Origin of the sequence: Tautonia sociabilis (assembly GCF_003977685.1) — a bacterium.
Taxonomy (GTDB): domain Bacteria; phylum Planctomycetota; class Planctomycetia; order Isosphaerales; family Isosphaeraceae; genus Tautonia; species Tautonia sociabilis.
The window spans coordinates 167,623-181,031 of sequence record NZ_RYZH01000001.1 but is presented as its reverse complement, the minus strand read 5'-3'; the positions used below and the strand labels follow the sequence as shown (position 1 = coordinate 181,031).

Below are 13,409 nucleotides of genomic sequence, written 5' to 3'. Positions count from 1 at the left end.
CCCCGACGATCGGCCGGGGGCGGGATCGGCGTCGGGGGTGGGTCGGCCAGGGGGATGGTCAGCGTCTCAGGCAACCTCGGCCGTTCGCGACGCACGCCCGGGTCGCGACGACCTCCGCCCCATCGTGCCCGGCACTCTGCCGAGGCACAAGGCGTCAGCGCCCCGAAGTCTCCCGCCTGCATGGTCCGGGTCCCGGCCGGGTTCCCGGATGAGGGGATCGCCGAGTCAACCGATCCGATCCCAGCGCCGTCGCTCAGGCGGCCGGAACCCCCTGCCCGATCGATCCGGAGGACTTGCTCGCGGTCGATTTGGTCCGGGTCGTCCCCCGAAGTCGGGGCACCAGACCGCCAGGGCCCTCCCGGAACGTGAACTAGCCTTGGAGTGACCCGGCCTGAACGACGACGGAGGATTGGCCCGCCGGCCCGGCCTCCGGCCGACGGGTGGTCAGCCGGGATGGCCCCATCGCGGGCACTGCCGACGACGCGAACGCCGGAGTCCGAGCGTGGCCGAGCGGACGAACCCATCGGGAGCGGACGTGAGGGAGTGTCTCGGGGCCTCGACGAGGGTGTCGATCCCCGAGGGAGCTCGGGAGCGGTCCTCCTCCCCGGTCGTCGGGCCGGCCCCCGAACTGGTCTCCTCGGCCACCATCGACTCGGCCTCCCCCCCCGATGGCTGGACGACCCTGCGAACCGAAGTCGGGGCCGTCGCGTCCCTCGGGCCGGTCAGCGCCCGATCGGAGGAAACGATCCTCCCTGAGGGAGACGTCGAAACGATCGCGTTTCGAGTCGAGACGCCGGGAGAACGATCGCCGGCACGATCGGGGAGGACCGCACCGAGGCCCCTCGAAGAGATCGAGCCGGGAGTCGAGCCGGTCTCGACGATCGCGCCGGAGTCGGCCGCCGGCCCCCCGAGCGATCACGAGACGGTCACCCATCTCTCCGAGAGGGGCTCGAGTGCCGGTCCGGGGACGGAGGCCAGAGCCCCTTCCTGGATGCGGCAGATCGGCGACCACGAGCTCCTCGGCGAGCTGGGCCGGGGAGGGATGGGGATTGTCTACAAGGCGAGGCATCGGAAGCTGAACCGACTGGTCGCACTGAAGATGCTTCCCGCGGGCCTCCAGGCCGACCGGACGACCGCCGCGATGTTCTGCAAGGAAGCCGAGGCGATGGCCTCGCTCGACCACCCGAACATCGTCAAGATCTTCGAGATTGGCGAGGTGGAGGGGGACCCGTTCATCTCGATGGAATACATCGGGGGCGGCAGCCTGGCCCGGGAGTTGTCGGGCAATCCGCAGCCCCCCGACCGGTCGGCCCGGATGGTCCTGACCCTGGCCCGGGCGGTCCAGGCGGCCCACGAGGCGGGGATCGTCCACCGCGACCTGAAGCCGGCCAACGTGCTGCTGGTCGACCCGGACACGCCCCGGATCACCGACTTCGGCCTGGCCAAGCTCACCCGAGACGCGTCTCGCCTGAGCCTCAGCGGCGAGATCAAGGGAACGCCCTGCTACATGGCGCCGGAGCAGGCCCGGGGCCTCTCCCGGGAGATCGGCCCCCGGGCCGACGTCTACGCGCTCGGGGCGATCCTCTACGAGATGCTTACCGGCCGGCCGCCCTTCAAGGGCTCCACCATCGGCGAGACGCTCCGCCAGGTCATCGAGCAGGAGCCCGTGCCCCCAGCCCGGCTGCGGCCCAGGCTGCCCCGAGACCTGGAGACGATCTGCCTGAAGTGCCTGAGCAAGGACCAGAACCGGCGGTACTCCCGGGCCGAGGACCTGGCCGAGGACCTGCGCCGCTTCCTCGACCGCGAGCCGATCCTGGCCCGTCGGGTCGGCCCTGGTGTCCGGGCCCTGAAGTGGATGCGACGCCGGCCGGCCTACGCCGCGCTGGCCGTCGCCAGCACCGTTGCTCTATTCAGCCTGCTGATGGTGTACGCCTCACACGTCCGCTACCAGCATCAGCAGTTGCGGCGCAAGGCCGAGATCCAGGAGGCCGTCCTGAAGGGGGAAGCCGCCTGGTCGGATCGTCGCTGGGAGGAGGCGAAGTCCTGGTACTCGGCGGCCTTGGCGATGATGGGGCCCTCCCCCGAGTCGAGGCCGCTCGGCGAGGAAGTCACCGCTCGGCTCATCCGGGTTGAGCGGCTCCTGGCCGAGAAGGCCGAGCAGTCCGAGCAGGACCGCCGGTCCCGGGAGGCCCTCCGTCAGCTCGAGGAGTTCTCCGAACTCCACGATGAGGCCCTCTACCGCACCTTCGCGTTCACCGAGGGTCGAGACGCCCCGGACGGCTCGCTGGAGGAGCTGATCGCTCGGGCGCTGGGGCTCTACGGCCTTACCGTCGAGTCGGGGGGCCTGGCGGCCTCGGAGCTGGATGCGCTGGGGCCGGAGGAGCGCGGCCGCGTCCGGACACAATGCTACGAGCTGCTCTTGATCCTGGCCGACCGCAGGTTCCGGGTCGGCCATCCTCCTCGAGGAGGGCCGCCCGATTCCCCTCAGGCCGAGGAGGCCCTGCGAACGCTCGACGCCGCCCAGTCCCTCGGTCTGTCGACCCGATCCTTCCACCGCCGCCGGGCCGAGTACCTGGAGGCGATCGGCGACCTCGACGAGGCCCGAGACGAGCGCTCGAGGGCCGAGTCGCTGGAGCCCACCGCCGCGATCGACTACTTCCTGCTGGGCATCGAGGGGGAGGTCTGGGAACGGGACCCCGAGGGGGCCATCGCGCTGCTCGGCCAGGCGATCCGCCTGGATCCCGAGCACTTCTGGGCCCACTACGGCCTGGCGGCCAGCTTCATCAAGCTTCGGCGCTGGGACGCCGCCGAGGCCCACCTGAACTTCTGCCTGTCCCAGCGGCCGGGCTTCGCCTGGCTGTACCTGCTCCGCAGCGTCTCCCATTACGGCCGCGGCGACCTCCCGGCGGCCGAGGCCGACCTGGGAGAGGCCGCGACCCTCATCGCCGACGGCCCTCCCCAGGGGGGAAAGCCCGACGAGCTGACCAGGTACAACTTGCTGCTCACCCGGGGCACGCTCCGGATCGATCAGGGGAGGTACGAGGAAGCGAAGTCCGATCTCCAGGAGGCGATCCGCCTGCGGCCGGAGGGCTACCCGGCCTTCGTCAATCTGTGCTCACTCCTGGAGAAACTGGGCGACCTCGACGGCGCCCTCCGCCAGATCGACCGGGCCATCGCGCTTGAGCCGGGGCAGCCCATCCTCTACCGGCGTCGCTCCCACCTGCGCCGGAGCGGAGGCGACCTCGACGGCGCCCTGGCCGACCTCGAACGGACCCTCCGTCTCCTGCCTCCCGACGCCTCGTCGGTCGAGGTCGCCGACGACTGGCTGACCGTCGGCCGCATCCAGCAGGAGCGGGGGGACCTCTCGGCGGCGCTCGAGGCCATCGACCGTGCGCTGTCCCTGGCGCCGGATCGGGCCGAGGCCCATCGCCTCCGAGCCGTCTTGCTGGTGAAGCTCGTCGGCTCGGAGGCCGAGGATTCCTCCGGGCGCTACCGGGAGGCGATCGAATCGCTCGACGAGGTCGTCCGGGGCGGTGCGGCGGACGCGGAGATCTTCAAGGTCCGGGGCCTGCTCCGGTCCAAGCTCGGGGACGCCGAGGGGGCGATCGCCGACTACACCATCGCCCTGGAGATGGCCCCCGACGCCAGGACCCTCGTCGCCCGGGGCTGGCTGTTCGTGGAGACGAAGGCCGTCCGGCTGGCCGTCGGCGATTTCGACCGGGCGGCCGGGCTCGATCCCGACGAGCCCGAGGCCCTCGTCGGCCGGGGCTTCGCCACCCTGCTCTCGGCGCTGGAGGCGACCAGTCCGCCGGACGAAGAGAAGGTCCCCGACTCCCGTCGGCTCGTCGAGCTCGCCGTCCGGGACGCGGTCGCCGATGCCGAGAAGGCGCTGGCGCTCGGGCCGGCCGGCCCCCGGCTCGACTACAACGCCGTGCGGATCCTGGCCCTGGCCGTGCAGGCCCTCGGGGAGCAGTACCGGGCCGAGGGAAACCCGAGCCTGGCCCGGATGAGGCAGTTCGTGGCCGCCCGAGACGCCTACACGAAACGGGCGGCCCTCTACCTGGATCGGGCGATCCGGTCCATGCCCTCGGATCGCCGCGCCTCCTTCCGGGAGATGATCGAGGCCGACCCCCTCCTGGAGCCGATCCTCGGCCTGCCAGGATCGATCCGTCGTCCGCCGGCCCCGTCGAACCCGCCGCCGGCGCCCCCCCGGACGTGAGAGCCGTCCGATCACCGCCGGTCGGCCGTCGCCCCCCCGAAGCGCCCGGGACCCGGCCGGTCGCCAGCGACCGGGAGACGACACCCCGAAATCGGATCGAGGGAGGACCTGCCATGTTCGTTCGACGCGAACCGACTCCTGCCGACTCCGCTCGCTCGACGGGGGCCGTCGCGAGGGGCCTCCTGGTCGATCGGCTCCGAGGGAAGGGAAGGCGGCCGAACCGCCGTCGGCTCCGGTGGCTCCCCACGGTCGACCGACTCGGCCCGAGGGCGATTCCCGCGGTCGACTCGCTCTCCGCGGCTTCGTCGGATCCGCCGGGCGCCTCCGAAACGGCCCCCCTCGACGAGCGCGAGGCCTCCGAGGATGCTCCCGAGCGCTCCGACTTCGTCTCCCGGGCCTTGCTCCCCCTGGCGGCACTCGGAGGAAGCGATCTCGATCGCTCGACGATCCGAGCCGACCAGATCGACCGAACCAAGGGGCAGTCCCTCCTCCCGACCGGAACCGCCCTCCTCCCCCCGGGTCAAACCGGCACGATCGCCACCGCGAGCCTTGGCCCGGGAGCGAACCTCGGCCCGGCGGCCGCCCGCCAGGGCAACAGTCGGGGGCAGGCGATCAGCCTCGTCCCCAACAACCAGCCTGACCGAGACGCCGCGTCCGCGGGGATCAGCTCGACCAGCATCAGCCAGGCGGAGCAAACACAGTCCCGACCCCTCTCGAAGGCCAGAAGCCTGACGATTCGGGCCGCCATCGGCGATGCGATCGATGTCGATGCGATCATCGAGATGCTCGAGCTCGAAGTCCCCCTGGAGGAGGAGGCCGAGGAGCTTCGGGAATCGAACGTCTTCACCTTGACCTCCTCGCTGGGGATCGAGCCGCTTGCCGGCCGGGCCGCCAGGGAGACGATCACAGAGGAAACCTCGGTCGTCTCCCTCTCGGGCTCGGACCGGATGGCGATGGTGACGATCCTCATCCCCCGAACGGTGCGCGACCCGGAGTCCCCGGTCCCCTGGATCGGCGCCGGGACGACGCTCGGCGAGGCCGGCGGCCCCCCGATCTCCGAGCCGGATCGGTTCTCCTACGGTCTCGATGAGCCGATCGACCCGTTGGCGATCTGGGGCGCGCCTCCCCCCCCGTGGAGGCCGGACGATCTCCCCGGATCGTCTGCCGCCGAGGAACCGCCCCCGGTCCGCCAATCCACCCTGCTCGGCCTCGCGGCGGTCGGCCTCGCGGCCCGGCTCCGAGCCTGCTGGCCTGGGCCTCCCGGGTGGGCCAGGGCCGGCCGAGCTTTTGTCGAGGGGGCATCGACGAATCGGCGTCGTCGCGAGGTTCGCCCGGGAATCGACCGTCGTGATAGAATCTCGGCCCGAGGCGCAGGTGATTCCGCCCCCAAGATCGGCGATCGGGACGAACCCAGGGGACGCCGGGACTGGGGTCGGGTCGATTAGGCCGCCGTCCACGAGGCCGCTCGAGTCCAAGACGGGCCGAGTCTTCCCGGAGAGGAACGCGCGATGGACTATTCTTACGGCGACATCGCCAAGATGATCGACCACTCGCTGCTCAACCCCACGCTCACCACCGCCGAGCTGGAGGCCGGCTGCCGGCTGGCTCGGGCGTTCGACGTGGCGAGCGTCTGCATCATGCCCTATGCGCTGGCCCGATGCGCTGAGATCCTCGCCGGGAGCACCGTGCAGCCGAGCACGACGATCGGCTTCCCCCACGGCGGACACACCACCGCCATCAAGCGCGCCGAGGCCGAACGGGCCGTCGCCGACGGCGGCCAGGAACTGGATATGGTCGTCAACATCTCGAAGGTCCTCAGCGGCGACTGGGACTACGTGCGGGACGACATCCAGGCCGTGATCGAGGTCGCCCACGCCTCCGGGCGCAAGGTGAAGGTGATCTTCGAGAACTGCTACCTCCCGGACGACCGCAAGATCCGCCTGTGCGAGCTTTGCGGCGAGCTGGGCGCCGACTGGGTGAAGACCTCGACCGGCTACGGCAGCGGAGGAGCCACGCATGACGACCTCCGCCTGATGCGGGCGCACTGCCCCTCCCACGTCCAGGTGAAGGCCGCCGGCGGGGTCCGGGACCTGGACGGGCTGCTCGCGGTCCGGGAGCTTGGCGTCACCCGGGTGGGTGCCAGCCGAACAAAGGACATTCTCGATGAATGCCGGATCCGGCTCGGACTGGAGCCGATCCGGGCCGAACACTCCCTGGGCATCCCGGCCGGGTACTGATCGGCTCGAACCGGAGCGATCGGGGCCGTCAGCCCTGCTGCCCGGCGAAGGCCTCGGGGACGGCCGAGCCGAGGACCTGCCACCAGGCGGCCTCGGGCCGCTCGGCCTGGCATCGGATCCGTTGGCCGTCCTTGCTCGCCGTGGCGATGTGCTTGCGTCCTCCGGCGACAATCGCCTGGCTGGTCGACCACCCCCGACGGTGCAGGTGGACCCGAGCCGCGAAGGCCGGCGGCAGGCCCACAAGATCCGGATCGAGCAGCCCGAAGAGCCGACGGCTCAGGTCGAGGTCGAAGTGTGGAGTCATGGGATCTCCAGGGGATGTCATCCCCCACCCTCCCCCGCGTCCCGACGGGAGGAGGGGTCGAGCGTGGACATCGGTGCCGGCGCGGCCATGCACCGGGACGTCGAGGCTCGGGCCGGACGGCCCATCGGACGCGGCAGACGTGCCCCCGACCCCCGGGAGGGTGTCGGGACGGTCGATTATGGCCCTCCGATCGATGGCGCGGGCCGGGATTCGCTCGGAATCGGTTGAACAGGACAAGACAACCGATCCAATTGTGCCCACCGCCCCGTCCTGGAGGAAAGCCCCCCGGGCGATTGGGCGATTTCAGCAAGCCCTCGGCCGTGCCGGGGTCCGCCGTCTCCCTCTCCTCAATCGAAGAGAGTCCGCCGGGGCCGATCGGGGGGAGTCGGCTCGGGAAGCCCGAGCAGACCCCGGAGCTGCCGGGCCGTCTCGGGGGAAAATCCCGCGTAGTGGTTGTTCGCAAAGACGAAGACCGGAACGCGACGGACCAGCTGCCGGATCACCCCGGCCGTCTCAGCCAGCTCGGCCGAGCGATCGATCACGATCCGGTCCCAGGTGGTCGTGATCCGCTCGATCCCCTGCCGATCCCCGAGCAGGCGGACGAAGGCGAAGGGGCCAGTGACCGGGTCGATCCGATCGGCCACCTCGCGGGGGGAGGGCATCCAAGCCTGTTCGGTCAAGGTCAGGGCCGCCCCGTGGGCCTCGAGCACCCCGGCCAGTTCGGGCCCGACCCACTGAGCGTTGCGCACCTCGACCGCCAACGGCACCCGACTCATCGGCCATCGCGAGAGGAAGCGGTCGAGCACCTCCAGAAACTCGTCTCGGGTCCCGAAGGCCGAACGGTTGAAGTACCCCATCTGCAGCAAGGCGCACGCAAGCTTCTCGCCCAGCGGCTCGAGGGAAGAGACGAAGCCATCAACCTCCTCCTCGCACCCCTTCAGCAGCTTCTCGTGCGTGATGACCCGAGGCACCTTGAGGGCGAACGTGAACTGGTCCGGCGTCCGATCGCGCCAGGACCTCACCATCCGGGCCGAGGGGGGCCGGTAGAACGTGCTGTCGACCTCGACGATCGGGAAGCGATCGGCGTAATACTCCAGGAAGTCCCCCTCGTGCAGGCCGGGCGGGTAGAACGGCCCGAGCCAGTCCGGGTAGCTCCAGCCGCTGCAACCGATCAGAAGCGGGTGCTCGATCGAGCTGTTCATCCTTCCATTGTACCGGGCGGACACACCGCCCGGTATCCCGCCCCGATCACTTCGGCGAGGACGTGTCGCGTTCCTGGCCCTTTCCCTTGTGTCCGGTGTGTTTGGCGCTGACCGTCTCGGACGTGAGGCCGTGACGGTCGCCGTTGCATCAGACCGCGATTTCTGCGTTCTGCGTTCTGCGTTCTGCGTTCTGCATTCTGCGTTCTGCGTTCTGCATTCTGCGTTCTGCGTTCTGATTTCGGTTTCTCTGTCTCTCGCTTCGATCGCCCCCGCCCAACCTGTCCTTCCGTCCCTGTCGAATCGGTCAACCCCGAGGTCAGCAGACTGCGATCTTGCGACAATCCCCCTCGGCGGATCACTCGGGACGGCCGAAGACCTGGACGTAGTACGGCCTCCCGACCGCGTCGGTGGCAATCGCGACGCCGAGTTGCTCGTACGAGTCGTCCAGGAGGTTGCGCCGGTGCCCATCGGAAGCGAGCCAGCCGTCGACGGCCAGGGCGGGGGAGTCGTAATTGAAGCCGATGTTCTCGCCGATGGCCGAGAACGCGTAGCCGACGGCCCGGGCGCGATCTTCCAGGGTCGGCGTACCGGTCTCGGTCTGATCATGGGAGAGCCGGCCGAGCCGGGCCATGTTCTCCGCCTGGATCCGAGCCGCCTCCTGCAACCTGGGATCGACCTCGAGCGGGGCCAGCCCGGCGTCGACTCGGGCCTGGTTGGTCCGGTCGATCATGACCTGGAGGCCGAAGTCGTCCGGGACCGGGGGAGAGGCCAGGGGCGTCGGCTCGGCGAATGGTGAGGACGAAGCAGGCTCCGGTTCCGGCGCCGGCACCGGCCCCGAGGAATCCTCGAGCGGAGCCGGCTCGGGGACGCCGTCGATGAGGTCGGTCCCTGGGCCGCCGTCGATGAGGTCCAGCCCTCCTCGGCCGAAAATCGCATCGGAGCCGGGGCCGCCGATCAGGACATCGGCCCCGGAGCCTCCGAGAATCGTGTCGTCCCCGTCACCGCCGACGAGCCCCATCGGCAACACGGCTCGGCCGCGGTCGTCAACCGCAACGAGGTCGTCTCCGCCTTTCGCGTCGACGACGACCGAGGCGAACTGCCTTGCCACGAACCACCGGGGGATGCCGGAAACCCGGACCAGGGGGAGTTCCCCCCGGGGGGACCGGACGGATCGGATCGTCACCTCAACCGCGTCGGGGCCCTCGGTCCCGCTGACGAGCAAGACATCCCCGACGATCTCGACGGTTGGCGAGGCCGAAGGCAGCACCCGGGAGCCGAGGGAATCGACTCGGGGCGTGAAGGGGCGTCGTCGCTTCCAATGGGGCACGAGGGATCACCCGGTCGGGGCCAGTCGGCCGGTCGGGCGCCGGGACGCTCAGTCCCCGGGCCGATCGGCCAGTGCGGTTCGATGCGACGCTCCAAGCGCGCCCGATCCGGCGCGCCCGGCAAGCCTTCCAATTCTCGATCATCGACCGCCGAGGGTCGCCGGCTTGAGCGTTTTCGGCCCGGCTTGACCGCCGCACCGGGCCGCGCTACGATGGACAGATGTTGACGCAACCTTCGATCGGCCCGGCCGATCCGTCTCCCAGCGTGCCTCCCCCCCGAGGGCTAGTTGCCGTGACCATCACCCTCAACGGCGATCGTCGAGAACTCCCCGGTCCGCTGAGCGTGGCCGAGGCGCTCCGGCACTGGAACCTGCGGCCCGAACTCGTCGCCGTGGAGGTCAACCGGACGCTCGTCCCCCGCGTTCGGCACGCCGAGACGACCCTCAGCGACGGCGACGAGGTGGAGGTCGTCACCCTCGTCGGCGGCGGGGCCCCGGACGAGGCCCCCGGCCCGTTCGGCCCCGACGAGCTGACGATCGGATCGCACCGCTTCCGCAGCCGCCTGTTCGTCGGCACGGGCAAGTACGCCTCGATGGAGTTGATGCGCGACTGCCTCGACGCCAGCGGCGCCGAGGTTGTGACCGTCGCGGTCCGCCGCGAGCGGCTGTTCGACGCCGAGGGCCGGAACCTGCTCGACTACCTCGACCCCCGGCGCTACACCATCCTGCCCAACACCGCCGGCTGCTTCAGCGCCGAGGAGGCGCTCCGCACCGCCCGGCTCGGCCGAGAGTTGCTCGAGGGGCTGGGCAACCCGGGGGCCGACTGGGTGAAGCTGGAAGTCCTCTCCGACCCCCGCACCCTGCTGCCCGACCCGGTCGCCACGCTCCGGTCGACCGAGGTGCTCGTCAACGACGGCTTCAGCGTCCTCTGCTACACCAGCGACGACCCGGTCATGGCCCGCCACCTGAAGGCCGCCGGCGCCGCCAGCGTGATGCCCGCCGGCAGCCCCATTGGCAGCGGACAGGGAGTGCTCAACCCGAACAACATCCGGATCATCCTGGAGGATCTCAAGGCGGACGACCCGGCCTACCCCGTCATCATCGATGCCGGCGTCGGGACCGCCAGCGATGTGGCGATCGCCATGGAGCTGGGCTGCGATGGCGTCTTGCTGAACACCGGCATCGCCAGGGCGGCCGACCCGATCCGAATGGCCCACGCCATGCGCCTCGCCTGCGAGGCCGGCCGGCTCGCCGGCGGCGCGGGGAGGATCCCGAGAACGCTCTACGCCACCGCGTCGAGCCCGACCGAGGGAATGATCCATCGATGAGCCGTCGCCGGAGCACCGCCAGGTGACTCCCGGCCGCCGCTCCGATTCCCCCTCGCCGAGACCCGACCCATCCGTAATGGCTGCCAGCCGGTCGGGAGGCCGGGCATGACCGAACTCGACTTCGACCCGAGCCCGATCCTCGGCCCCGGCGGCGCCGTCAGCCGGCGACTGCCCCGCTACGAGCCTCGAGCCGAGCAACTGGAGATGGCCCGGGCCGTGGCGAGGGCCATCGTCGAGGGAAGTCACCTCGTCGTTGAGGCGGGGACCGGCGTCGGCAAGAGCTTCGCCTACCTTGTGCCGAGCATCCTCGCGGCCTCGGAAGCAGGGAAGAAAGTCGTTGTCTCCACGCATACGATCAGCCTTCAGGAGCAATTGCTGCACAAGGATCTCCCCTTCCTCCGCGCCGTGATGCCTTGCGAGTTCACGGCCTCGCTGGTCAAGGGCCGATCGAACTACATCAGCCTGCGTCGGCTCGAATCGGCCGGCGCTCGCGCCCTTGCGACCTTCCAGCACCCGGACGAGTTCGACCACTACCACGCCCTCCGCTCCTGGGCGAAGGAGACCGACGACGGCAGCCGCTCCGACCTCGACTTCCGCCCCGCCGCCGCCGTCTGGGACGCCGTCGCCAGCGAGAACGGCAACTGCCTGGGGAAGCGCTGCCCCCGGTTCAACGACTGCTTCTACTTCAAGGCCCGGCGCCGGATGCGGACGGCCAACATCCTGGTCGTCAACCACGCCCTCTTCTTCAGCGACCTCGCCCTTCGGGCCGAGGGGTTCGGCCTGCTGCCGGATTACGACGTTGTCGTCTTCGACGAGGCGCACACGTTGGAGGCGGTCGCCGGCGACCACCTCGGGCTTCGGATCACCTCGGGACAAGTCGACTACCTGCTGACCCGGCTCTACAACGAGCGCTCGCGCAAGGGACTGCTCGCCCATTTCGACCTTGACGAGGCGATTGACGCGACCCGACCGGCCCGGATTGCCGCCTCGGCCTTCTTCGGGGAGATCGCCCGGTGGCGGGAGTCCGACGGCCGGCCGAACGGCCGCCTGCGAAGTCCGATCGGCCTGCAAACCGAGCTGCCGGAGGCCCTCCGGCGGCTCGGGTCGAGCATCCTCGAAGGGGCGAAGGAGATCGAAGACGAAGGCCAGCGGCTCGAGCTCACCGCCGCTGGCGACCGCTGCGACCTGACGGCGGAGATGATCGACCGCTGGCTCCAGCAGTCGGAGCCGGATGGCGTTTACTGGGTCGACCTCGAAGGGAGCCCCTCGAGGCGCCGGACGGTGCTCGCGGCGGCTCCGATCGAGGTCGGCCCGGTGCTCAACCGCCTGCTCTGGCAGGAGGGGCCGACCTGCATCCTCGCCTCGGCGACGCTCTGCTCCGGGTCGCCGCCGGACACCCGGTTCGTCCGGGGCCGGCTGGGGCTCTCGGGGGGCCAGTCGCTCCAGTTGGGGAGCCCGTTCGCCTACCGGGAGCAAGCCCGATTGCACATCGCCCGGGGCATGCCCGACCCGTCGGAAGACGCCGACGGCTTCGAGCGGGCCTGCCTGAAGGCCATCCCCCATTACGTCGAGCTGACCGGGGGGCGGGCCTTCGTGCTGTTCACCTCCTACCGGTTCCTGGAGGCGGCCTCCCGGCTGCTGCTCCCCTGGTTCGTGGACCGGGGGATCCCGCTCGTCTCGCAGAGCGACGGACTGCCCCGGTCGAAGATGGTGGAGTCGTTCCGGTCGCGGCCGGGCAGCGTGCTGTTCGGGCTGGATAGCTTCTGGCAAGGGGTCGACGTGCCGGGAGAGGCGCTCTCGAACGTCATCATCACCAAGCTTCCCTTCAGCGTCCCCGACCGCCCCCTGCTGGAAGCCCGCCTGGAGGCGATCCGACGCCGGGGAGGCAACCCGTTCGTCGAGCACCAGGTGCCCGAGGCGGTCCTGAAGCTCAAGCAGGGCTTCGGTCGGCTGATCCGGTCCCGGGAGGACCGGGGCATCGTGGTGATCCTCGACCCGAGGGTCCTGACCAAACCCTACGGGAGAACCTTCCTCGACGCGTTGCCGGACTGCCCCCGGTCGATCGACTCGGCGAGGTTCGACGGCCCGGCCCGCTGAGGCCGGCAGCGGTCGGCATCGGATCAGCGGGATCGATTTCTGGAAAGAATCCACAGATTCTTGTTGGCCTCCTGCCTCAGGGGTGTTAGATTCGCGTTTGGTGTCCCCCGCTTGACACCTCGCCCTTGGGTCATCACCTCGTGTGACCAATCGATCGGAGCCCCCCTCTCCCCGGCACCGCCGGGGAGGCCGGAGGAGGAGGATCCGTTATGCAGCGGCACATGGACCATTTCCGGGACGCGAAGCTCCTGCTCGACAACCAGCCGATCCTCGAAGGGTTCGAGGGATACATCGGCAGCCGGGAGAAGTCGGGCCGCCGCAAGGAATGGCATGGGTACTTCCTGGCCGAGGCAACCGTGCACCTCGACCCGGAGCAGAAGTACACGCTCGTCCTCGGAGACGGCACCACCGCCATGATCCGAGGCTCCGACATCGCCGCGTGCGAGGCGGACGGCGGCACTCGGCACGCGGTCGAGTTCTACGTCGTCGGAGATCTCCGAGGAACCGGCCGACGGCACCACGGCCTGGAGCACGAGGCACGTCGGCCGCTCTCTTGAGCCGGACACGGCCGCCGCTCGGGGCCTCCCGAAACAGCCCGGCGGAAGCAACCCGTCCCGATGGGCCATCCCCGCTGCCCCTAGGATTGCGCTCCCTCTGGGGGTACAATTTCAGGCGTCGGAGGCTGGCCGATCCCGATC

The 13,409-nt window shown here is 70.2% G+C and carries 9 protein-coding genes; 6 read left to right on the top strand and 3 right to left on the bottom strand.

Annotated elements, in window-relative coordinates:
* Window positions 1-991: 991 nt before the first annotated feature.
* From TsocGM_RS00745 to deoC, 3 genes are all read left to right on the top strand, one after another.
* Window positions 992-4,219 carry a serine/threonine-protein kinase gene (locus TsocGM_RS00745; protein WP_126723401.1) on the top strand — a complete coding sequence of 1,076 codons (3,228 nt, stop codon included), beginning with the start codon at window positions 992-994 and terminating at the stop codon, window positions 4,217-4,219.
* Between the two features lie 113 nt (window positions 4,220-4,332).
* Window positions 4,333-5,664, top strand: coding sequence for a hypothetical protein (locus TsocGM_RS00740; protein WP_126723400.1), 1,332 nt, complete (start codon window positions 4,333-4,335; stop codon window positions 5,662-5,664).
* Window positions 5,665-5,727: 63 nt separating this feature from the next.
* The gene (deoC, locus tag TsocGM_RS00735; RefSeq protein WP_126723399.1) at window positions 5,728-6,456 is read left to right on the top strand and encodes a deoxyribose-phosphate aldolase; all 729 of its coding nucleotides are present in this window, start codon (window positions 5,728-5,730) and stop codon (window positions 6,454-6,456) included.
* Between the two features lie 28 nt (window positions 6,457-6,484).
* On the opposite strand, the gene TsocGM_RS00730 is transcribed toward deoC, so the two are convergent.
* From TsocGM_RS00730 to TsocGM_RS00715, 3 genes are all read right to left on the bottom strand, one after another.
* Window positions 6,485-6,760, bottom strand: a complete 276-nt coding sequence (locus TsocGM_RS00730) for a hypothetical protein (protein WP_126723398.1) — start codon at window positions 6,758-6,760, stop codon at window positions 6,485-6,487.
* Window positions 6,761-7,107: 347 nt separating this feature from the next.
* Window positions 7,108-7,962, bottom strand: coding sequence for a DUF72 domain-containing protein (locus TsocGM_RS00725; protein ID WP_126723397.1), 855 nt, complete (start codon window positions 7,960-7,962; stop codon window positions 7,108-7,110).
* Between the two features lie 355 nt (window positions 7,963-8,317).
* Complete coding sequence (locus tag TsocGM_RS00715) at window positions 8,318-9,289, bottom strand: CAP domain-containing protein (RefSeq protein ID WP_126723395.1); 972 nt, start codon at window positions 9,287-9,289, stop codon at window positions 8,318-8,320.
* A 221-nt stretch (window positions 9,290-9,510) separates the two neighbouring features.
* Between TsocGM_RS00715 and thiS the strand changes: the two genes are divergently transcribed.
* The 3 genes from thiS (at window position 9,511) to TsocGM_RS00700 (ending at window position 13,268) form a co-directional block, all read left to right on the top strand.
* Window positions 9,511-10,614: a sulfur carrier protein ThiS gene (gene thiS, locus TsocGM_RS00710; protein ID WP_391731112.1), complete on the top strand. Its 1,104-nt coding sequence runs from the start codon at window positions 9,511-9,513 to the stop codon at window positions 10,612-10,614.
* Between the two features lie 105 nt (window positions 10,615-10,719).
* Window positions 10,720-12,711: an ATP-dependent DNA helicase gene (locus TsocGM_RS00705; RefSeq protein ID WP_126723393.1), complete on the top strand. Its 1,992-nt coding sequence runs from the start codon at window positions 10,720-10,722 to the stop codon at window positions 12,709-12,711.
* A 209-nt stretch (window positions 12,712-12,920) separates the two neighbouring features.
* Complete coding sequence (locus TsocGM_RS00700; RefSeq protein ID WP_126723392.1) at window positions 12,921-13,268, top strand: HAD family hydrolase; 348 nt, start codon at window positions 12,921-12,923, stop codon at window positions 13,266-13,268.
* Window positions 13,269-13,409: the final 141 nt, after the last annotated feature.

Bases quoted from the DNA above. Each gene is read 5' to 3' on its own strand.
- TsocGM_RS00745 (WP_126723401.1), top strand. From the start codon at position 992: ATGCGGCAGATCGGCGACCACGAGCTCCTCGGCGAGCTGGGCCGGGGA.
- TsocGM_RS00725 (WP_126723397.1), bottom strand. From the start codon at position 7,962: ATGAACAGCTCGATCGAGCACCCGCTTCTGATCGGTTGCAGCGGCTGG.
- TsocGM_RS00730 (WP_126723398.1), bottom strand. From the start codon at position 6,760: ATGACTCCACACTTCGACCTCGACCTGAGCCGTCGGCTCTTCGGGCTG.
- deoC (WP_126723399.1), top strand. From the start codon at position 5,728: ATGGACTATTCTTACGGCGACATCGCCAAGATGATCGACCACTCGCTG.
- TsocGM_RS00705 (WP_126723393.1), top strand. From the start codon at position 10,720: ATGACCGAACTCGACTTCGACCCGAGCCCGATCCTCGGCCCCGGCGGC.
- TsocGM_RS00700 (WP_126723392.1), top strand. From the start codon at position 12,921: ATGCAGCGGCACATGGACCATTTCCGGGACGCGAAGCTCCTGCTCGAC.
- TsocGM_RS00740 (WP_126723400.1), top strand. From the start codon at position 4,333: ATGTTCGTTCGACGCGAACCGACTCCTGCCGACTCCGCTCGCTCGACG.